The organism is Burkholderia sp. ZZQ-2 (assembly GCF_050768715.1).
Taxonomy (GTDB): domain Bacteria; phylum Pseudomonadota; class Gammaproteobacteria; order Burkholderiales; family Burkholderiaceae; genus Burkholderia; species Burkholderia cepacia.
In genome coordinates this window covers 1-19,495 of the sequence record NZ_LDVA01000070.1, presented here as the reverse complement: position 1 = coordinate 19,495, position 19,495 = coordinate 1, and the positions used below count along the sequence as shown (strand labels likewise).

Genomic DNA, 19,495 nt, shown 5'->3' with positions numbered 1-19,495 from the left:
CCGCCAGTTCCTCGCCGAAACAGCGCTGGTAATACTCGGCGACGACGGGCCGCTCGGCGTCGTCGCACTTGTTCAGGAACGTGAGCCGGAACGCGAGTGCCGGATCGCGGAAAATCTGGCAGTTCTCGGCCCAGTTGATCACCGTGCGCGGCGACATCAGCGTGGACAAATCGCCGGTCGCGAAGCCGTTGCGCGTCAGCTCCGCGAGGCTCACCATCGATTCGAGCAGCGGGCGGCCGGCTTCGTCGGCGAGTTCGGGCACGCGCGCGCGCACGATGCCGATCTCCTCGTCGCGCGGCAGATAGTCGAGCGTGGCGACCACGTTCCAGCGATCCATCTGCGCATGGTTGAGCATCTGCGTGCCGTGATACAGCCCGTTCAGGTTGCCGAGCCCGACCGTGTTCGCCGTCGCGAACAGCCGGAACGACGGATGCGGATGGATCACGCGGTTCTGGTCGAGCAGCGTGAACTTGCCGTCGCGTTCGAGAATCCGCTGGATCACGAACATCACGTCGGGCCGCCCCGCATCGTATTCGTCGAAGATCAGCGCGACGGGCCGCTGCAGCGCCCACGGCACGATGCCTTCCTGGAACTCGGTCACCTGCACGTCGTCGCGCACGACGATCGCATCCTTGCCGACGAGGTCGAGCCGGCTGATGTGGCCGTCGAGGTTCACGCGCACGCACGGCCAGTTCAGCCGCGCCGCGACCTGTTCGATATGCGTCGACTTGCCGGTGCCGTGCATCCCCTGCACGAGCACGCGGCGGTTGCGCGCGAAGCCGGCGAGGATCGCGAGCGTGACGTCCGGGTTGAAACGGTATGCGTCGTCGATATCGGGCACGTGGTCGTCGCGCGCGCTGAACGCGGGCACCATCAGGTCCGAATCGAACCCGAACCGTTCGCGGACCGACACCATGCAGTCCGGCTTGTTCGTCACCCCTTCCATTGCGTTGCGCTCCTGTCGTTGCCTGTCTTTGTCGGTGTTTGTCGGTGTTTGCGTGTCGTTATCCGATGCGCGGGCGTCGATCCTTGTTTACGGAACGATTCGTTCCATCGCAGGCAGTCCGTACCGGCTTGCCGCACCCGCCGCCCCGCGCGGCCGGCCTGTCGGGCCGTTCGGTACAATGGCCGCAGTCCAGTTTCCGGAACGCCTGCCATGCTGCCCGCGGATACGCCCACGCTGCGCGCCTTCGCGCTGCTCGAACATCTCGTCCAGGCCGGCGATGCCGTGTCGCTCGCCGATCTCGTGCGCGAAGTCGATATCCCGAAGGCGTCACTGCACCGGATGCTCGCGTCGCTCGAAGCCGGTGGCCTCGTGATCCGCGAGCCGGGCCGCAAGAACGCGTACGCGATCGGCCCGCGCCTCGCCCGGCTCGGCACCGGCGTGATGCTGCATGCGGGCGCGCGCCGGCTGCGCCATGCGATCCTCGAACGGCTCGTCGCCGATCTCGGCGAAACCTGCAACCTCACCGCGCTGCACGACACGGAAGTCGTCTATCTCGACCGCGTCGAAGCCGACTGGCCGCTGCGGCTCGACCTGAAGCCCGGCTCGCGCGTGCCCGCGCATTGCAGCGCCAGCGGCAAGCTGCTGCTCGCGCTGCTGCCGCGCGACGAGCGCGCCGCGCTGGTGCGCGCGCTGGCGCTGCCGCGCTACACGCCGAATACGATCTCCGATCCCGAACTGCTCGAAGCCGAACTCGACCGCACCGCGCACAAGGGCGTCGCGATCGACAACGAGGAATTCGTCGCGGGCATCGCGTGCATCGCGGCACCGGTCGTCGGCGACGACGGCGCGTGCATCGCCGCGGTCGCCGTGCATGCGCCCGTGTCGCGCGCACCGCTGTCGCGACTGCTCGACTGCGTGCCGCGCCTGCAGGAAGCGGCCGGCGCGCTCGCGGCGACCTTCTAGCGCCGCGCGGCGGCACGCGCGCAACGTCATGACGCGCGCTGGTAGTAGATGTTCTGCGGATGCCGCGCATCCGCGAAGAAGAACCAGCGTTCCGCGACCAGCCCCGCATACTGGATCACGAATGCCGCGCCGAGCACGACGGCCGCCGCGACCGACGTCGGCGCGAGCGCGCCCGCGCCGGTCAGCACGAACGGCACCGCGAATGCGCCGGTCAGGAAGCCGGCCTTCACCGCACGCAACGTGCCGTTGCCCTGCCCGTGAAAGAACTCCCGCGTATTGAACGCGCTGGCCGTGAAACCGCGCGATTTCTGTTCGACCTTCTCGTGGCGAATACCGGTCGCGCTCTGCACGGTCGACTTCGGCCGCAGCCGCGCATTGCGCGCGAGCGACGCGAGCCGTGCGACGCAGCCCGCGAGCGTCAGCACGCACGCGGCCGCCGCGAGCCGGCCGACCAGCGCCGGCGCGAGCCACGCGGCGCAAGCCGTCGCCAGCGTGCAGCCCGACGCGCAGCCGAGCAGCACGAAGTTCACGAGCGTCAACGGGCTCGCCCATTCCTGCAGGAAACGCAGGCACGCGTAGATCATCGCGGTACACACGAACAGCGCGACGCTCGCGAGCGCGCCGGCCGCGCCGATCAGCAACGTCCCGGGCCAGCCGAACAGGTGGGCCACGCCATACGCGAACGCGCACGCGAGAAACACCGGCAGCGCAATGCATTCGCGCGACAGCCACGACGTGCGCCACATCGCGATCGCGCGCCACGCGCGTTCGGGGTGGCCGAGATGGAAGAACGACGCGAACAGGCCGAGCACGCCGAGCGCGACCGACAGCGCGGCGCCGGTCACGTAGAACGCGGCGGCCACGTCGACGCCGGCCAGGCGCGCGAGCGCCTCGACGCTCACGAGCGTCAACAGCAAACCCTGTGCGGCGCCGCACAGCGTGGTGAGGAAAACGACCGAAAAGGCTGGACGCATGGCAACTCCGTCTGGTTCTGGATGAAAAGCGCGGGGCTCAGCGCTGCGTCGCGAGCGATACGAGATCGACGTCGCCGCGCGCCGCGCGGGCTTCGAACGAGTCGCTCTCGTCGCGGCCGGTCGACCCGCTGCCGCATCCGCCGCCGCTGCCGCATGCGCACGATGCTTCGGTCTTCACGCGCGGCAGGTAATGGTTCGACGGCCGCGTGCCCCATTCGGGCATCAACGCATAACCGCCGCGTTCGCGGATCGCGCGCGACACGTCCGACTCCGGATCGTGCACGTCGCCGAACAGCCGCGCCGACGTCGGGCACGCGAGCACGCACGCCGGTTTCCGGTCGCGTTCGGGCAGTGCGTCGTTGTCGATGCGGTCCGCGCACAGCGTGCACTTCGTCATCTCCTTGCGGCCTTCGTCGAGTTCGCGCGCGCCGTACGGGCACGCCCACGCGCAGTATTTGCAGCCGATGCACTTGTCGTAGTCGACCAGCACGATCCCGTCCGACTTGCGCTTGTAGCTCGCGCCGGTCGGACAGACGGGCACGCACGGCGGATCCTCGCAATGCAGGCACGACTTCGGGAAATGGATCGTGTCGGTCATCGGGAATACGCCCGCTTCGTACGTCTGCACGCGATTGAAGAAGGTGCCGGACGGATCGTCGTCGTACGGGCGCAGATCGGCGAGACTGCCGGCTTCGCCCGACGTGTTCCATTCCTTGCAGCTCGTCACGCAGGCATGGCAGCCGACGCACACGTTCAGGTCGATGACGAGGGCCATCTGGGTCATGGTCGTGCTCCTTCGATCAACGGTCGTCAGGTTTGGGGCCGGCGGAAGTCGCGCGCCGCAGCCGCGCGGCGAATGCGCCGGTGCCCGCGAAATACGCCTGCACGCGCTGCAGCACGCGCGGCGTGCCGGGCAGCGCCGGCATCGGCGCGAACTGCGGCAGCGTGGTCGCCGCATCGGCTTCGGCCGGATAGATCCGCACCTGCACGTCGTACCAGCCGGCCTGCCCGGTGATCGGATCGGAGTTCGACATCCGCGCGCCGTCGCGCGCCGCATCCGGCAGCTCGTCGGTAATGACGTGGTTCAGCAGGAAACCGCGCTGCGACTCACCCGCCTGCGGCCCGAGGTTCCACGCGCCGGCCGCCTTGCCGATCGCGTTCCACGTCCACACGGTGCCGGGCTCCACGGCCTCGCTGTAGCGTGCGCGGCAACGCACCTTGCCCCACGGCGATTCGACGTAGATCCACGCGCCGTCGTCGATCTGCTGCGCGGCGGCCGTCACGGGGTTCACGAACAGATGGTTCTCGCCGTGGATCTGCCGCAGCCACGCGTTCTGCGAATCCCACGAGTGGTACATCGCCATCGGCCGCTGCGTGATCGCCGCGAGCGGATAGCGGCCCGCGTCGGTCAACCCGCTTTCGAGCGACCGGTGCCAGAACGGCAGCGGATCGAAATAACGCGCGATGCGTTCGCGCAAATGGTCGGGCGGCTGGCGGCCCGACGTACGCCCCTGCGCGGCGAGCCGGAATTTCTGCATCACGTCCGAGTAGAGCTGGATCACGATCGGCACGCCGAACTTGCGCATCCCGTTGTCGACCGCCCACTGCATGTAAGGCCCGTTGCAGTTGCGCATGTACTGCAGCGGCTCCGGCAACCGGTGGTGGTACACGCAGTTGTTCTCCGCGTAACGCTTCCACTGGTCGGGGTTCGGCTCGCCGACGACGGCCTTGTCGCCGTCCTTGCCGCGCCAGCCGATCAGGAAGCCGGTGCCCGAATCGGGCGCGGTCTGGAAGTTGACGACGAAATCCGGATAGTCGCGGTACTTGCGCTGCCCGTCCGCCGTCGTGAAGGCCGGAAACTTCAGCCGGCTCGCGAGCTCGATCAGCACTTCCTGGAACGGCTTGCACTCGCCGGTCGGCGGCACGACGGGCACGCGCACCGAGTCGACCGGGCCGTCGAATTCGGAGATCGGCCGGTCGAGCACCGACATCACGTCATGCCGTTCGAGGTAGGTGGTGTCGGGCAGGATCAGGTCGGCGAACGCCGTCATCTCCGACGCGAACGCATCGCACACGACGAGGAACGGGATCCGGTATTCGCCGTCGTCGCGCTTGTCGACCAGCATCTTGCGCACTTCCGTCGTGTTCATCGACGAATTCCACGCCATGTTGGCCATGAAGATCAGCAGCGTATCGATCGGATAGGGATCGCCGCGCCACGCATTGGTGATCACCGAATGCATGAGCCCGTGCACCGCGAGCGGGTATTCCCAGGAGAACGCTTTGTCCAGCCGCGCGGGCGTGCCGTCCGGATGCACGAACAGGTCCTCGGGGCCGGCGGGCCAGCCGAGCGGGCCGGTCGCAAGCGGCGTGTTCGGTCTGACCTGGGCGGGATCGTTCGGCGGTTTCGCCGACGGCGGCACCGCGCGCGGATACGGCGCCTTGTGCCGGAAGCCGCCCGGCCGGTCGATCGTGCCGAGCAGCGACATCAGCACCGCGAGCGCGCGGATCGTCTGGAAGCCGTTCGAATGGGCGGCGAGCCCGCGCATCGCATGGAACGCGATCGGCACGCCCTTCACCGTCGTGTGTTCCTTGCCCCACGAGTCGGTCCAGCGCACCGGCAGCTCGATCGCGTGCTCGCGCGCGACCGTCTCCATCTCGCGGGCGAGGCGGCGGATCGTGTCGGCCGCGATGCCGGTGATGTCGGCCGCCCACTCGGGCGTGCAACCGGCCACCTGTTCGCGCAGCAGCGTGAACGACGGCGCGACGGGCGTGCCGTCGTCGAGCGTGTAGCGGCCGTCGAGCGCCGGTTCGGCGCCTTCTGTGTGATGCAGCACCGCGCGGTTCGTCTTCGTGTCCCACCACATCCGGTTCTGCGGATACAGCGCGTTGACTTCCGGCGCGCCGGCGTCACGCACGAACAGCCCGAACGTGTCGGCGCCGTCGCGCTGGTCGACCAGCTCGGCCGCGTTCGTGAAGCGCGACACGAATTCGAGGTCGAACGCGTCGCGCGCGATCAGCTCGTGCATCAGCGCCATGAACAGCGCGCCGTCGGTGCCGGGGCGAATCGGAATCCATTCGTCGGCGATCGCCGCGTAGCCGGTGCGCACCGGATTGATCGCGATGAAGCGGCCGCCCGCGCGCTTGAACTTGCCGAGCGCGATCTTCAGCGGATTCGAATGGTGGTCTTCCGCGGTGCCGATCATGAAGAACAGCTTTGCGTGGTCGAGATCGGGCCCGCCGAATTCCCAGAACGAGCCGCCGATCGTGTAGATCATCCCGGCCGCCATGTTCGCCGAACAGAAGCCGCCATGCGCCGCATAGTTCGGCGTACCGAACTGTTTCGCGAACAGGCCGGTGAGCGCCTGCATCTGGTCGCGGCCGGTGAACAGCGCGAACCGCTTCGGGTCGGTCGCGCGCAGGTGCGCGAGGCGCTTTTCGAGCACGTCGAACGCGACGTCCCACGACACCGGCTCGAACTGCGCGTCGCCGCGCTCGGCGCCCGGCTTGCGCATCAGCGGCTGCGTGAGCCGCGCGGGCGAATACTGCTTCATGATCCCCGACGAACCTTTCGCGCAGATGACGCCCTGGTTCAGCGGATGCTCCGGATTGCCGTCGATGTAACGCACCTCGCCGTCGCGCAGGTGCACGCGGATGCCGCAGCGGCACGCGCACATGTAGCACGTCGTCGTCTTGATATCGGCCTGCTCGTCGCGCTCGCGTGCCCGATGTTCCATCGTCTGTCCTCGTTCGCGGATGAGGGCGCCCCCCGCGGGGCACGCCCGTGAATCGATTCGTCCATGCTAGTCGCGCCGGCCGCCGACATAAAGTCGCATCCTCCGATCGGTTCTATCGCGCGGCCCGATAGTTGGCCGCGCGATCCATCGGGCCGCCGCCGGCGCCGCATGCGCAAAGACCCGGCTTGCATGCCGGGCCTTCGACGTCATGCGTTACCGGGCATTACCGCGGCGGATACGCGAGCAGTTCGCTGTCGTCGAGATGCTCGCGGCGGCTGCGGCGCGTGAGTCCGTAAGCGACGACCAGCACGGCGAGGCTTGCGACGCCGAGCCACAGCGGCTTGCGCTGGTCCGGGATGAACGCCATCGCGACGAGGATGCCGACCATGCCGACGATCGCGACCCAGGTGAGGTACGGGTACGCCCACATCCTGACGCGCAGCTTGCTCGCGGCCACCGGGTCGAGACGCTTGCGCAGGCGCAGTTGCGAGAACGCGATCAGCACGTACACGAACAGCGCGACGGTGCCGTACGAATTGACGAGGAACGCGAACACGGTATCGGGCGACACGTACGACATCACGACCGACACGTAGCCGAACACCGTGCCGAGCAGGATCGCGCGCACCGGCACGCCGCGCTTGTTGACCTTCGCGAGTGCGGCCGGCGCATCGCCGTGACGGGTCAGTGCAAACAGCATCCGCGACGCCGCATAGAGGCCCGAGTTGAGCGCGGACAGCACGGCCGTCAGCACGATCGCGTTCATCACGTTGGCGGCGGCCGGCAGGCCCATCACTTCGAGCGCGCTGACGTACGGCGTGGCCATCTGATGCGAATTCCACGGCACCAGCGCGACGACAAGCGCGACCGAGCCGACGTAGAACACCAGCACGCGGGTGATCACCGAATTGGTGGCCTTCGCGACGGCTTTCGCGGGCTCCTTGGCCTCGGCCGCCGCGATCGTGACGATCTCGGCGCCGAAGTAGAAGCCGGTGGCCGCGACCGCCCCGCTCATCACCGGCCCGATGCCGAGCGGCATGAAGCCGCCGTGGCCGAGCAGCGTCGGCAGCACGGAAGTCGTGTGCATCGACGCGGGCCACAGGCCGAGCACGTAGAGGCCGCCGAGGAACAGGAACACGATGATCGCGCCGACCTTGATCGACGAGAACCAGAACTCGAACTCGCCGTAGCTGCCGACCGAGATCAGGTTCGTGAGCGTCAGCACGACCAGCAGCGCGAGGCTGATGATCCACGCCGGTGTGTCGGGCAGCCAGAACTGGATCAGCTTGGCGCCGGCGACCGCTTCGAGCGCGACGACGATCACCCAGAAATACCAGTACATCCAGCCGGTGAGGAAACCCGCCATCTTGCCGGGCCCGCGCCAGTTGCCGAACGCGAGCCGTGCGTATTCGTAGAACGAGCCGACGGCCGGCATCGCGCAGGCCATCTCGCCGAGCATCCGCATCACGAGCACGACCAGCCCGCCCGTGATCAGGAACGACAGGATCGCGGCCGGCCCGGTCTGCTGAATCACCACGCCGCTGCCGACGAACAGCCCGGCACCGATCACGCCGCCAAGCGCGATCATCGTCATGTGGCGCTGCTTGAGCCCACACTTCAGGTCACTCTGGTTCATCGAGGGTTGCATGTCTTCTCCATATCCAGTTGTCCGGACGCCGCCCGCGCCACCGTCGGGTGAACGCGGGCGCCGCCGGCGACGGCGCGTACAGGGGCGCCTGCAGCCCCGGCCGCACGGATTTCCGCTGCTTTTCTTGTGTTGGACGGCCCGGCGCGCGTTGCATCACGCCGGGCGATGTGCACTGCGTTCAGGGCTTTTTCATGGCTTTTCGTCGTTCCTGAAGTACGACAGGTAGAGCATCCGCTGCCCGATGCGCCGGAACGGCGCGAACGGGTGGCCGGGCAGCGGCGACGTGAAGATCGGCAGCGTCTGGCGTGCGCCCTTCCCCGCGATCTGTTCGGCGAGCCGGCGGCCGGCCTGCTGCGAATACGACACGCCGTTGCCGCCGTAGCCGAGCGCGTAGTACACCGACTGGCGCGGGTCGGGCTGGCACACGCGCGGCATCATGTCGTGGCTCACGTCGACCCAGCCCCACCACGAATAATCGATCTGCACGCCGCGCAGCGCGGGAAACTTGCGCGCCATCCCTTCCTTCAGCAATTCGACATGGCGCGGGTTCGGTGCATCGTCGCCGGTGATCGCGCTGCGGCTGCCGATCTGCAGACGGCGATCGGGCAGGAAACGGTAGTAGAAGCGCAGCGTACGCGTATCGGTCAGCACCTGCGTCGTGCGGAAATTGCACGCGTCGATTTCCGCGTCGGTGAGCGGGCGCGTGACCATCGAATTCGACAGGATCGGCATCACCTTGCTGCGCAGCGACGGATGCAGCGTCTGCGCCGTGTACGCGCCGGTCGCGATGCCGACCGCCCGGGCACGCACGACGCCGCCGGGCGTGCGCAGATGGTGCACGCCGTCGATCGTCTCGAAGCCGAGCACCGGGCTGCTCGTATGCACCTTCGCGCCGGCTGCGCGCGCGAGGCGCAGGTAGCCGAACGCGAGCTTCAGCGCATGGATGCCGATGCCTTCCGGCTCGTGCAGCGCGCCGGCCGCCTCGTGGTCGTTGATGAATTCACGGCGGAAGGTTTCCGCGCTCAGCAGTTCGGACGGGTAGCCGAACACGTCCTTCCACACCTTCGCCTCGGCCGCGAGCTTCGCCATGATGCGCGGACGGTGCGCGATCAGGAAATGGCCGCCCGGCTGCGGATCGCAGTCGATTTCCGACACCAGCGACTTGAAGTGTTCGAAGCCTTCGAGGATCTCGTCGTGCATCTTCAGCGCGACGTCCTTGCCCCAGCGCTCGATCCACTGCGAGCGCGACAGCCGGCCCGACGCGTTCTGCCCCTGCCCGCCGTTGCGGCTGCTGCAGCCCCAGCTGGTGCGGTTGGCCTCGAGCACGACGGCTTTGATGCCATGGTCCCGCGCGAGGCACAGCGCGGTCGCGAGGCCCGTGTAGCCGGCGCCGATGATCGCGACGTCGACGTCGAGGTCGCGCGTGACGGGGCCGTCGTCGGGCGGCGGGTTGCCGGCCGTCGCGACCCAGTAGGTCGGCGCGTACTGCTTGCCGCAACCTGGCCCCGGCGACACAAGCGGATCGTAGGTCGGGTCGTAACGCGTATCGTTCGACCGGCCGCCGGCAAAACCGCTCGCGGTGCGTTCGATGGAAGGGGTCGACATGGTCAGACCTCCGACGCGGGCTTGCCTGCCGCGCCGCAACGGGCGCGCGAGGCGATTCGACTGACTGATGCGGGGCGTACGCTCGCCGGGCGGGCGAATGCTGCCGACTGCCTGTTGGTCATGCCTGTCTCCTGATCGTTCTCTTCGGGTCGATCGTGTGCAGATGCTTCAATGCGGCGATCTGTCGAGGAAAGTGTAGGCAGGCCGTTTTTTGGCAGGTAGGGCCAGTGGGCCGGATTCGCTTGGACCAGCGTGCGAGGGTGCCGAACGGCGGGGAATGGCGGTGAATGGCAGGCGACCGCGGGCGAGCGGCGGCAGTCGCGGCGCGGGCTCGCCCCCGGACAATCGGGAGCCCGAACGGCAGACAGCAGCGGACGAGCGGTTGGCGGCAACGATCAGCGGCGCGGGCGCGGACACGGGCGCCGCCGACTGATGATCGACGACCGACGACCGCCCCGTCGAAACGGCCCCGCGCCCCGCCCGCTCCATCCGCCCCGCCTGCCGTCACATCGCGCGCACCGCGACCTCGGCCACGCTTCCGCGCTTCTCGATCGCCCGCGCGGACACGATCGACAGGAGTGCAGACAACATCACGTACACCCCGACGAGCCACGGCGCACCGCCGTTCACGCGCAGCAACGCGGTCGCGACGATCGGCGTCAGGCCGCTCGCGAAGATGCCCGACACCTGGTAGACGAACGAAATGCCCGTGTACCGCACGTTCGCATCGAACAGCTCCGCGAACAGCGCGGCCTCCGGCCCGTACGCCATCGCGTAGAAGATCCCGAACGGGATCACCAGCGCGAGCCATACGGCGAGCAGGTTCGACGACTGCGTCTGCAGCAGCCAGAACGCGGGCAGCACCGACAGCCCGCACAGCGTCGCGCCCCACCGGTACACCCGCGCGCGGCCGAGCCGGTCCGACAGGCCGCCGAACACGGGGATGAACCCGCACATCACGACCGCCGCGCTCATCACGCCGAGCAGCGCGTCGCCGCGCGAGATCGACAGGTTGCGCGTCATGTAGCCGATCGAGAACACCGCGAACACGTTGAAGAACACGCCGTCGATATAGCGCGCGCCCATCCCGAGCAGGATCGCCTGCCGGTAGTTGGCGAGCAGTTCGACCACCGGCAGCTTCGTATCGCGCCGCTGGCGCTTGAGCGCGACGAATTCGGGCGTATCGGCCACCCGCGTGCGGATGTAGAAGCCGACCGCGACGAGCAGCAGCGACGCCGCGAACGCCACGCGCCAGCCCCATGCGAGGAACGCGGCGTCCGGCAGCACGCGCGACAGCGCCGCGACCACGCCGGCCGCGAGGCACAGCCCGATCGCGAGCCCGATCTGCGGCAGGCTCGCGTACAGCCCGCGCCGGTGCGGCGGCGCATATTCGTACGCCATCAGCACCGCGCCGCCCCACTCTCCGCCGAGGCCGATGCCCTGCAGCACGCGCAGCGTCAGCAGCAGCACCGGCGCCCACATGCCGATCTGCGCGTAGGTCGGCAGGAACGCGACGCCGGCCGTCGACACGCCCATGATCAGCATCGTCAGGATCAGCGCGGACTTGCGCCCGACGCGGTCGCCGAGATGGCCGAACAGCAAGCCGCCGAGCGGCCGCGTGACGAAGCCGACCGCGAACGTCGCATACGCGAGCATCGTCGACACGAACGGGTCGCCCGCCGGAAAGTACTGCTTGTCGAACACGATGCCGGCGACCACGCCGTACAGGAAAAAGTCGTACCACTCGACGGTCGCGCCGATCACGCTGGCCGCGGCCACGCGTCGGACGACCCGGGATTCGATTGCCATGCGAGCTTCTCCAGGTAAGGATGCGCCGCAACCTGCCCCGGCGCCGTACCGGCGGGGGCATCGATGAACGCGCGGCGGCCGTCCGGGCGCAGGCGCACGGGCCACGCGGGAAGATGCGTGGCGAGCCCCTACGCGACGGCCTCGGCGGCCGGTGCGACGCTGCGGCCGCGATCGGCGGCGCGCGCGTCGTCGAGGATCATGTCGGACGCCTTCTCGGCGACCATCACGATCGGCACGTTGGTATTGCCCGATACGAGGGTCGGCATGATCGAGCAGTCGACCACGCGCAGCCCGCGCGTGCCGTACACGCGCAGCCGCTCGTCGACGACCGCGAGCGGATCGCTCGCGACGCCCATTTTCGCCGTACCGGACGGATGAAAGATCGTCTGCCCGTATTCCCGGCAGAACTCGAGCAGTTCGTCGTCCGTCTGCGCGTCCGCGCCCGGCCGCACCTCGCGCTTCATCAGCGGCGCCATCGGCTCGGCGGCCGCGACGCGTCGCGCGAAGCGCACGCCGGCCACCGTCGTGCGGCGGTCGCGCTCGGTGTCGAGATAGTTCGGCTGGATCGACGGCGCGTCGCGCGCATCGTCGGTGCGGATTCGCACGGTGCCGCGCGATTCGGGCCGCAGCTGGCAGATCGAATACGTGCAGCCGGGAAACGGATGCACGCTGCCGCCCGCCGAATCCGCCGACAGCGTCGAGAAATGGAACTGGATGTCGGGCGTCGCCGATTCGTCCGGCAGCGCACGGCAGAACATCCCGCCCTGGTTGATGCCGATCGCGAGCGGGCCGCCGCGGAACAGCGCCCATTGCAGCCCCATCTTCGCGCGGCCGACCCACGATTGCAGTTCGTCGTTGGTCGTGATCGGTTTCGTCACTTCATAGATCAGACGAATCTGCAGATGATCCTGCAGGTTCTCGCCGACGCCCGCCCGATCGGCGACGACCGGAATCCCGTGCCGCCCAAGCAGCGCGGCCGGCCCGACGCCCGACACCTGCAGCAGTTGCGGCGACTGCAGCGCGCCGGCCGCGAGGATCACCTCGCGCAGCGCACGCACGTCGTGAACCTTGCCGTGCTGCACGTACCGCACGCCGGACGCCTGCGTGCCGTCGAACAGCACCTTCAGCGCCTGCGCATCGGTTTCGACATGCAGGTTCGGCCGCCCGCGCGCGGGTTTCAGGTAGGCCACCGCCGTCGAGCAGCGCAGCCCGTTGCGCGTGGTGAGCTGGTAGTAGCCCACGCCTTCCTGGTCGCCCGTGTTGAAATCGTCGACGGTGCGCACGCCGAGCCGGTTCGACGCGGCGACGAACGCATCGACGAGTTCGTGCCGCTGCCGGATCGCGGAAGCCCACAGCGGGCCGCCGGTGCCGCGCGTCGGCCCTTCGCCGAGCGTGTTGTGTTCGAGCTTGCGGAAATACGGCAGGCATTCGCGCCAGCTCCAGCCGCGATTGCCGAGCGCGGCCCAGTGATCGTAGTCCTGCTGCTGCCCGCGCACGTAGATCAGCCCGTTGATCGAGCTGCAGCCGCCGAGCGTGCGGCCGCGCGGCCAGTACAGGCGGCGGTTGTGCATGTTCGGATCGGGATCGGTGTGGAAGCCCCAGTTGTACACGGGGTGGAACATCGTCTTGCCGTAGCCGATCGGCACGTGGATCCACATATAGCTGTCGGCGGGGCCGGCTTCCAGCAGGCACACCGTATGGCGGCCGCCGTCGGACAGCCGGTTGGCGAGGACGCAACCGGCCGATCCCGCGCCGACCACGACATAGTCGAAGCTGCGTGTCATTCCGTGTCTCCGTTCCGGGGTTTTGAAAAAATCCGGTATGTTTCGTCCAAATTTATTGAGCACACGGAGCACGTACAAGCCGATTTATCGTCCACGCGGCGAATGTGGTACAAAAACCGTTCAATTCGTTTCATTTCCATCGCACACACACCATCCCGGGACGCACGCCGATCCCGACGGAGGAGACACATGCGCGAACCTGCCCCCGCGCTGCCCGACGGCGCGCCCGCCGACGACGCGCGCGTGCTGCGCGCCCTCGCCGTGCTCGAAGCGCTCGCGTCGGCCGGCCAGCCGTACACGCTGTCGCAGCTCGCCGCGCGGCTGCATATCCCGAAGGCGACGCTGCTGCGGCTGATCGAGTCGCTGGAGGCGCGCGGCTACGTGATCCACATGCCCGACTCGCGCGGCCACGACCGCGGCATCGCGCTCGGCCCGCGCGCCGCGCAGTTCGCGCTCGCGGCGCTGTCGAACAACGCCTTCACGCGCGGCTGCCGCTCGGTGCTGCGCGCGCTCGTCGACGTGCTCGGCGAAACCTGCAACCTCACCGCGCTCGACGGCGACACGGTGCTGTACGTCGAACGCGTCGAGACGACCGAGCCGCTGCGGCTCGAGATGCGGCCCGGCATGCGCGTGCCGCTGCACTGCACGGCGAGCGGCAAGCTGTTCCTGTCGCAGATGAATGCGCTGGAGCGCAACGCGATGCTCGCGCGGCTCACGCTGAAGAAGATGACCTACCGGACGCTGACCGATGCGCAACTGCTCGCGGCCGAGCTCGACCGGCTCGCCGCGCGCGGCGTCGGTATCGACAACGAGGAATTCGTGCGCGGGATGGTGGCCGTCGCGGTGCCGGTGAAGGATGCGGCGAGCGGCCGCGTGCTTGCGGCGCTCGCCGTGCATGCGCCGACCGCGCGCGCGACGCTCAACGACCTGCTGGAGAACGTGCCGAAAATGCGCGACGCGGCGACGCGGCTCGCCCCGCTGCTGCAGGCGGCCGATGGCGCGCCGGCGGGTTGAAGCGGCTGTGCGCGGTCACTCGGTCACTCGGTCACTCGGTCACGCAGTCACGCAGTCACGCGGTCAAGCGGTCAAGCGGTCAAGCGTTCAAGCGTTCAAGCGAGGTGATAACGCAGCCAGAAGGTTTCGCGGCACGCGTTGTCGAACGTCATCCGCGTCGGGCCGATCGGCTGCGCATCGGGATGGCGAAGCACGTCGTAGTCGATCCAGCACTCGGCGCACAGCAGGTCCGACGGCGCGCGGTCCTGCTCGACCGAGCGGCGCACGATCGCGCCGTTGTCGAAGCGGTATTCGGTTTCGTCGCGCGTGACCTCGACGTCGTCGTCGGTCCAGCGGTCGTGCGACGTGACATGCGACACGATCGACACCGGGCCCGCGAGCCCGTGGATCGCGGCGACGTAGGAAATGAGCTTGTCCATGGCGAGGCGGCGAACGAAGGGATGGCCGCCTCGCGCAACATGGATGGCACGAGGCGGCCCGAGCGGCGAGTATAGCCGCGCATCGATGACCTTGCCGCCCGTGGGGTTTCGCGCGCTACGCCTCCAGCGCGAGCAACGCGAACGTCGCGAGCCAGTGCTCGCCCATGTAGTCGCCGGCCACGTGCGCGAGCGCGCTCGCAAGGTGCCGGCCGGCCGCATCGAGCAGCTTCGCGCGCCGCGCGTCGCCTTCCGGCAGCGCGCCGGCGAGCGCGCGCTGGCACCACGCGCGGCTCAGGTTCAGCCCGTCGAGATGGGCGATCTTGCCGTCGCTGCGATCGCTGACCGTCGCCGGCTCGAACAGCGTCGCCGGCTCGCCGCGCGCGAGATCGGGCAGGAAGCGCGCGAACCAGCCGTCGAATTCGGCGGCCGGCAGCACGCGCCGCATCAGTTCGGCCTCCATCAGCGCGGGCGACAGGAATTCGTCGCCCGACGGCTCCCACGCCTGGCACGCGACATCGTTCAGGTGCCAGCGCTTCGCGGTATCGACGATCAGCGCCGCGAGCCCGTCGCGCTGCGTGTCACGCGCGAAGTCGAGCGTGAGCGCCAGCGCGAACGCGGTGTTGAAGTGCGTGCCGACGCGCAGCGGATAGGTCGCTTTCGGCAGGAAGGTCTCGAAGCGCGACACGAACAGGTCGGTGAGCGGTGCCATCGTCTTCGCCCAGCGCGCGGCCTGCGGCAGCGCGCCCCTCAGCGCCAGCCGCTCGAGCTGCGCGGCGAGCGCGAGCAGCCACGCCCAGCCGTAAGGCCGCTCGAAGCCGCTGTTGTGCGGCAGCGCGAGGTACGCCCGCTCGCCGGCGACGTTCGCATCGGTGAAGTGCGCATCGACGATCGCGACGATGCGTTCGGCCTCCGGCAATGCCGGGTAGCGTTCGAGCACGCGCAGCACGAGCCAGTAGCCGTGCACGCACGAGTGCCAGTCGTAGCTGCCGTAGAAGATCGGGTGCAGCGCGCGCGGCCCCTGCACGTCTTGCGGGCCGGCGAGCGAATGCGTGAGCTTGTTCGGATATTCGCGGGTCAGGTGCGCGAGCGCGAGCGACGCGAACTTCGACGCGAGTTCGGGGGTGAGTCGGTCGGTCATGAGGATCTCGTCCATCGAGTCAGAAGCGGAATACGAACGCATACATCAGCAACGTGTTCACGGCGAGCAGCAGCACGGCGGTCGGCCACTGCGCCTTGATCACGCCGTTCTTGTCCTTCAGTTCGAGCAGCGCCGCCGGCACGATGTTGAAGTTCGCGGCCATCGGCGTCATCAGCGTACCGCAGAAGCCGCTCAACATCCCGATCGCGCCGACGATCGCCGGGTTGCCGTGGAACTGGTGGACGATCAGCGGCAGGCCGATGCCGGCCGTCATCACGGGGAACGCGGCGAAGCCGTTGCCCATGATCATCGTGAACAGCGCCATGCCGACCGTGTAGGCCGCGACCACCGCGAACGGCGAATCGATCGGCACCCACTCCTTCACGAGCCCCGACACCACGCCGCCGACACCCGCGACCGCGAACAACGCGCCGAGCGCCGCGAGCATCTGCGGCAGGATCGCGGCCCAGCCGACCGCATCCATCGTATGGCGTGCCTCCCTCACCGCATGCACCGGCGAATCGCGCAGCATCGCGAGCGCGACGGCGAACGCGACGAGCGTGCCGAGCACGAGCGAGATCAGCGTCACGCTCTTCTGGTCGACGAACGGCACGCCCTTCAGCGCGAACGTCCCGATCAGCGTGACGACCGGAATCAGCAGCGCGGGCAGGAACAGCCGGTTGCCGAAACGCTGCGCGAGCGTCTCGCGGCGCACGGCCGCGGCTTCCCCGGCTTCGTCGGACTTGCCGCGCCCGAGCTTGCCCGAGCCGGCGAGCACCGCGAGCGCGATCGCGAGGCAGCCCGTCACGAAGTGCGGCAGCAGCGCGCCGAACAGGAACGTGACCGCGTAGATCGCCCAGAACGCGAAATTGACGATGCGGCGCGGGTTCGTGCGATCCGTCAGGTTGAAGCACGCGAACGCGGCGAACATCAGCCCCGCGAGCGTGTACAGCGATTCGAGGCCGATCATCGCGCGCCCTCCCGCCCGACCAGGCCGAAGCCGCGCGTGAGCCGGCGGTCGAGCAGCGCGAGGCGCGTGCAGTGGATCAGCAGCGCGGCGATCGCGGTCGGGATCGCCCACACCGACAGGTGCAGCGGTTCGATGGAAATCCCGTTCTGTTCGAGAAAGCCCTTGATCAGCAGGATCGACTGGATCGCGATGAAGATGTCCTCGCCGAAGAACACGGCGACGTTGTCGACGCCCGACGCATGCGCGCGGATCTGCTGGCGCACCGCTTCGGGCAGCTCGCCGTGCCGGTTGACCGCGGCGGCCTCGGCCATCGGCGCGATCAGCGGCCGCACCATCTGCGCATGGCCGCCGAGCGACGTGAGGCCGAGCGCGGCCGTCGCCTGGCGCAGCACGAAGTACAGCATCAGCACGCGGCCGGTGGTGGCCGCCTGCACACGCGAGATCATCCGCTTCGCCTGTTCCTTGAGCCCGTTGCGCTCGAGCAGCGCGATCACCGGCAGCGTCAGCCAGATGAGCCCCATGTAGCGGTTTTCGGTGAACGCCTTGCCGAACGCGCTGACGATGTCGACGAGATTCAGCCCGCCCGCCAGCCCCGTCGCGAGCCCCGCGATCGTGACCACCAGCAGCGCATTGAAGCGCAGCGCAAAACCGATCACGACGATCGGCACCCCAATCAGCACCAGCATTGCTCCTCCTTGTATCGGACGCGCGGCGCCTTGGCAACGCGCCGCCTGCCCGGTTTGGACCGGGCTCTGACGGCGCAATCTAGCACGAGACTTTATCGATAAAAAGTCGACAATTTGCTGCTTCGGGTAAACGTTGAAGTGTGCGGACACCGTGCCCGAACCATGTGTCGGCGACGTTTCATCCGAGGAATCGGTGGCTGGCCGGCCGGCGCGGACGCACCGGTCGCGGCACGCGCGTTGCCGCCCCGGAGGGCGGCGTGCGGCGGGCCGCCGCGCGTGGCGGAGCACCGGTGCGCCGACTAAACTGGAAAGCATCGGCAATGGACGGGAGAGCCGCCATGATTGACGTATTCCAGACCATCGGCAGCCGCGCGTTCTCCGCTCATCTGGCGAAGGACGGGATGGTGACGCTGATGGAGCAACGCCATGAGGTCGATCGCGTGACGCTCGCGACCGCGTATGCCGCGCTCGTCGAGGAAGCCGAGCAGGAAGACGACCTGCTCGACGCGACGGTCGAAGGCATGATGCGCGCGCTGATCCAGGGGTACGCGCGCAGCCATTGACGGCGCGGCCGGTTTCCTCCGGCGCCCGTCGAAGCGGAAAACGGGCCTGCGCGGGCGCTACGCGGCCGGCGTGCCGGCACCCATGTCGAACCACCGGCCCGCGCGCAGTTGCCGGTAGTCGGCCTGCGTGAAGATCCTCAGCAGGTTCGCGACCGCGCCGTTGCTGGCGCGGTCGAGCGCCGTCATGAAGGCTTCGACTTCGTCGCGGCCGGCAAACAGGATCGTGCTGAAGTAGCGTTCGCGCTCCGCGTCGGACAGGTTCGTCGCGCTCAGCTGGTATGGATGGTGAAGCGCCGCGAACAGGAAGTAGTAGCGCTCGGCGTCGTCGCGCAGCACGCGCACCGCGTCGGGATCGACCGGGAAATCGCGGTGGAACGACGCATGTCCGCTCTCGATGTAGATCCGGTACAGCAACCGGCCGTCATGCTCGGTGACGATCGGCGCCCACGGGGCGCGGCTGACGAGTACGGTGTCGGGCACGGCCATCCTGAATTCTCCTCGTCTTTTTCTTCGAAGCCGCCACGGTAACATGCCGGCTTCCGCGGCCTGCCGTGCCGAAACCGCGCGGCCATGCACGCACGCGCGGGCCGGCCCGGCTCCGCCGCCCGCCGCAAACACCACACAGTCATAGAGGAAACGCACTGAATCGGCGCAATGCGCAAATTTTTCGATTGCCGCCGCCCGCGCCGCATGACAGCATTCGGGGCGTCGCCAACCGAAAAGAATGCCGTGCCGTCCGGCCGCCGATGCCGTCCGGCGGCGCCGAACAGGCCCCCTCCTTCCATGAACCCGGCCCACCTCCAGCATCACGAACCGACCGGAGAATTCCGCTTGTGAACATCGGCATCGTCAACGACCTCCCGCTTGCCGTCGAGGCGATGCGCCGCGCGATCGCGCGACGGCCCGAGCACCGCGTGCTGTGGGTCGCGACCGACGGCGCGCAAGCCGTCGAACTATGCGCCACGCAGCCGCCCGACGTCGTGCTGATGGACCTGATCATGCCGAAATTCGACGGGATCGAAGCGACGCGGCGGATCATGCGATCCGAACGACCGTGCGCGATCCTGATCGTGACGAGCTGCATCGGCGCGAATGCGTGGCGCGTGTTCGAGGCGATGGGCGCCGGCGCGCTCGACGCGGTCGATACGCCGCGGCTCGGCGACGGCTCGGCCGGCGACACGACCCGGCTGCTGCTCGCGAAGATCGACCAGATCGGCCGCCTGCTCGACGCGCCCGGCG

The 19,495-nt window shown here is 68.6% G+C and carries 17 protein-coding genes; 4 read left to right on the top strand and 13 right to left on the bottom strand.

The window, feature by feature from the left end:
* Positions 1-946: AAA family ATPase (locus ABY44_RS02940; RefSeq protein WP_431640827.1), on the bottom strand; the 946-nt coding region annotated here is incomplete at its 3' end.
* Positions 947-1,156: 210 nt separating this feature from the next.
* On the opposite strand from ABY44_RS02940, the gene ABY44_RS02935 reads away from it, so the two are divergent.
* Entirely contained in the window at positions 1,157-1,909 is a 753-nt protein-coding gene (locus ABY44_RS02935) for an IclR family transcriptional regulator (RefSeq protein WP_021157633.1), read from the top strand.
* A gap of 26 nt (positions 1,910-1,935) precedes the next feature.
* On the opposite strand, the gene ABY44_RS02930 is transcribed toward ABY44_RS02935, so the two are convergent.
* The 7 genes from ABY44_RS02930 to ABY44_RS02900 form a co-directional block, all read right to left on the bottom strand.
* A complete protein-coding gene (locus ABY44_RS02930; RefSeq protein ID WP_059684232.1) occupies positions 1,936-2,883 on the bottom strand; it encodes a dimethyl sulfoxide reductase anchor subunit family protein in 948 nt (315 codons plus the stop codon).
* 37 nt (positions 2,884-2,920) lie between these two features.
* Positions 2,921-3,667, bottom strand: coding sequence for a 4Fe-4S dicluster domain-containing protein (locus ABY44_RS02925; protein WP_048026277.1), 747 nt, complete (start codon positions 3,665-3,667; stop codon positions 2,921-2,923).
* 16 nt (positions 3,668-3,683) lie between these two features.
* Positions 3,684-6,620 carry a molybdopterin oxidoreductase family protein gene (locus ABY44_RS02920; protein WP_060173213.1) on the bottom strand — a complete coding sequence of 979 codons (2,937 nt, stop codon included), beginning with the start codon at positions 6,618-6,620 and terminating at the stop codon, positions 3,684-3,686.
* Positions 6,621-6,843: 223 nt separating this feature from the next.
* The gene (locus ABY44_RS02915; RefSeq protein WP_027791249.1) at positions 6,844-8,268 is read right to left on the bottom strand and encodes an amino acid permease; all 1,425 of its coding nucleotides are present in this window, start codon (positions 8,266-8,268) and stop codon (positions 6,844-6,846) included.
* Between the two features lie 189 nt (positions 8,269-8,457).
* Positions 8,458-9,873 (bottom strand): NAD(P)/FAD-dependent oxidoreductase, encoded by a 1,416-nt coding sequence (locus ABY44_RS02910; protein WP_021157628.1) that lies wholly within the window; start codon positions 9,871-9,873, stop codon positions 8,458-8,460.
* Positions 9,874-10,377: 504 nt separating this feature from the next.
* Entirely contained in the window at positions 10,378-11,682 is a 1,305-nt protein-coding gene (locus ABY44_RS02905; protein ID WP_060173212.1) for an MFS transporter, read from the bottom strand.
* A 128-nt stretch (positions 11,683-11,810) separates the two neighbouring features.
* Entirely contained in the window at positions 11,811-13,466 is a 1,656-nt protein-coding gene (locus ABY44_RS02900; RefSeq protein ID WP_060173211.1) for a GMC family oxidoreductase, read from the bottom strand.
* A 189-nt stretch (positions 13,467-13,655) separates the two neighbouring features.
* Here ABY44_RS02900 and ABY44_RS02895 point away from each other — a divergent pair, with 189 nt between their 5' ends.
* Positions 13,656-14,480, top strand: a complete 825-nt coding sequence (locus ABY44_RS02895; protein ID WP_060173210.1) for an IclR family transcriptional regulator — start codon at positions 13,656-13,658, stop codon at positions 14,478-14,480.
* 95 nt (positions 14,481-14,575) lie between these two features.
* On the opposite strand, the gene ABY44_RS02890 is transcribed toward ABY44_RS02895, so the two are convergent.
* The 4 genes from ABY44_RS02890 to ABY44_RS02875 form a co-directional block, all read right to left on the bottom strand.
* On the bottom strand, positions 14,576-14,899 hold the full coding sequence (locus ABY44_RS02890; RefSeq protein WP_027791245.1) for a hypothetical protein: 324 nt from the start codon (positions 14,897-14,899) through the stop codon (positions 14,576-14,578).
* A 115-nt stretch (positions 14,900-15,014) separates the two neighbouring features.
* Positions 15,015-16,037 (bottom strand): DUF2891 domain-containing protein, encoded by a 1,023-nt coding sequence (locus tag ABY44_RS02885; protein WP_027791244.1) that lies wholly within the window; start codon positions 16,035-16,037, stop codon positions 15,015-15,017.
* 19 nt (positions 16,038-16,056) lie between these two features.
* The gene (locus tag ABY44_RS02880) at positions 16,057-17,007 is read right to left on the bottom strand and encodes a DUF979 domain-containing protein (RefSeq protein ID WP_027791243.1); all 951 of its coding nucleotides are present in this window, start codon (positions 17,005-17,007) and stop codon (positions 16,057-16,059) included.
* Positions 17,004-17,693, bottom strand: a complete 690-nt coding sequence (locus tag ABY44_RS02875) for a DUF969 domain-containing protein (RefSeq protein ID WP_027791242.1) — start codon at positions 17,691-17,693, stop codon at positions 17,004-17,006. Before ABY44_RS02875 ends, ABY44_RS02880 begins: the two co-directional genes overlap by 4 nt.
* A 338-nt stretch (positions 17,694-18,031) precedes the next feature.
* On the opposite strand from ABY44_RS02875, the gene ABY44_RS02870 reads away from it, so the two are divergent.
* Entirely contained in the window at positions 18,032-18,256 is a 225-nt protein-coding gene (locus ABY44_RS02870) for a hypothetical protein (protein WP_027791241.1), read from the top strand.
* Positions 18,257-18,313: 57 nt separating this feature from the next.
* Here ABY44_RS02870 and ABY44_RS02865 read toward each other — a convergent pair whose 3' ends face one another.
* On the bottom strand, positions 18,314-18,742 hold the full coding sequence (locus tag ABY44_RS02865) for a hypothetical protein (protein WP_060173209.1): 429 nt from the start codon (positions 18,740-18,742) through the stop codon (positions 18,314-18,316).
* 347 nt (positions 18,743-19,089) lie between these two features.
* Between ABY44_RS02865 and ABY44_RS02860 the strand changes: the two genes are divergently transcribed.
* A partial coding sequence (locus ABY44_RS02860) for a response regulator (RefSeq protein WP_431640825.1) occupies positions 19,090-19,495 on the top strand: 406 nt, incomplete at its 3' end.

Excerpts from the sequence above, each read along its gene's own strand:
- ABY44_RS02885 (WP_027791244.1), bottom strand. The coding sequence starts at position 16,037 with ATGACCGACCGACTCACCCCCGAACTCGCGTCGAAGTTCGCGTCGCTC.
- ABY44_RS02870 (WP_027791241.1), top strand. The coding sequence starts at position 18,032 with ATGATTGACGTATTCCAGACCATCGGCAGCCGCGCGTTCTCCGCTCAT.
- ABY44_RS02890 (WP_027791245.1), bottom strand. The coding sequence starts at position 14,899 with ATGGACAAGCTCATTTCCTACGTCGCCGCGATCCACGGGCTCGCGGGC.
- ABY44_RS02900 (WP_060173211.1), bottom strand. The coding sequence starts at position 13,466 with ATGACACGCAGCTTCGACTATGTCGTGGTCGGCGCGGGATCGGCCGGT.
- ABY44_RS02920 (WP_060173213.1), bottom strand. The coding sequence starts at position 6,620 with ATGGAACATCGGGCACGCGAGCGCGACGAGCAGGCCGATATCAAGACG.
- ABY44_RS02880 (WP_027791243.1), bottom strand. The coding sequence starts at position 17,007 with ATGATCGGCCTCGAATCGCTGTACACGCTCGCGGGGCTGATGTTCGCC.
- ABY44_RS02865 (WP_060173209.1), bottom strand. The coding sequence starts at position 18,742 with ATGGCCGTGCCCGACACCGTACTCGTCAGCCGCGCCCCGTGGGCGCCG.
- ABY44_RS02910 (WP_021157628.1), bottom strand. The coding sequence starts at position 9,873 with ATGTCGACCCCTTCCATCGAACGCACCGCGAGCGGTTTTGCCGGCGGC.
- ABY44_RS02930 (WP_059684232.1), bottom strand. The coding sequence starts at position 2,883 with ATGCGTCCAGCCTTTTCGGTCGTTTTCCTCACCACGCTGTGCGGCGCC.
- ABY44_RS02875 (WP_027791242.1), bottom strand. The coding sequence starts at position 17,693 with ATGCTGGTGCTGATTGGGGTGCCGATCGTCGTGATCGGTTTTGCGCTG.
- ABY44_RS02935 (WP_021157633.1), top strand. The coding sequence starts at position 1,157 with ATGCTGCCCGCGGATACGCCCACGCTGCGCGCCTTCGCGCTGCTCGAA.
- ABY44_RS02905 (WP_060173212.1), bottom strand. The coding sequence starts at position 11,682 with ATGGCAATCGAATCCCGGGTCGTCCGACGCGTGGCCGCGGCCAGCGTG.
- ABY44_RS02915 (WP_027791249.1), bottom strand. The coding sequence starts at position 8,268 with ATGCAACCCTCGATGAACCAGAGTGACCTGAAGTGTGGGCTCAAGCAG.
- ABY44_RS02925 (WP_048026277.1), bottom strand. The coding sequence starts at position 3,667 with ATGACCCAGATGGCCCTCGTCATCGACCTGAACGTGTGCGTCGGCTGC.
- ABY44_RS02895 (WP_060173210.1), top strand. The coding sequence starts at position 13,656 with ATGCGCGAACCTGCCCCCGCGCTGCCCGACGGCGCGCCCGCCGACGAC.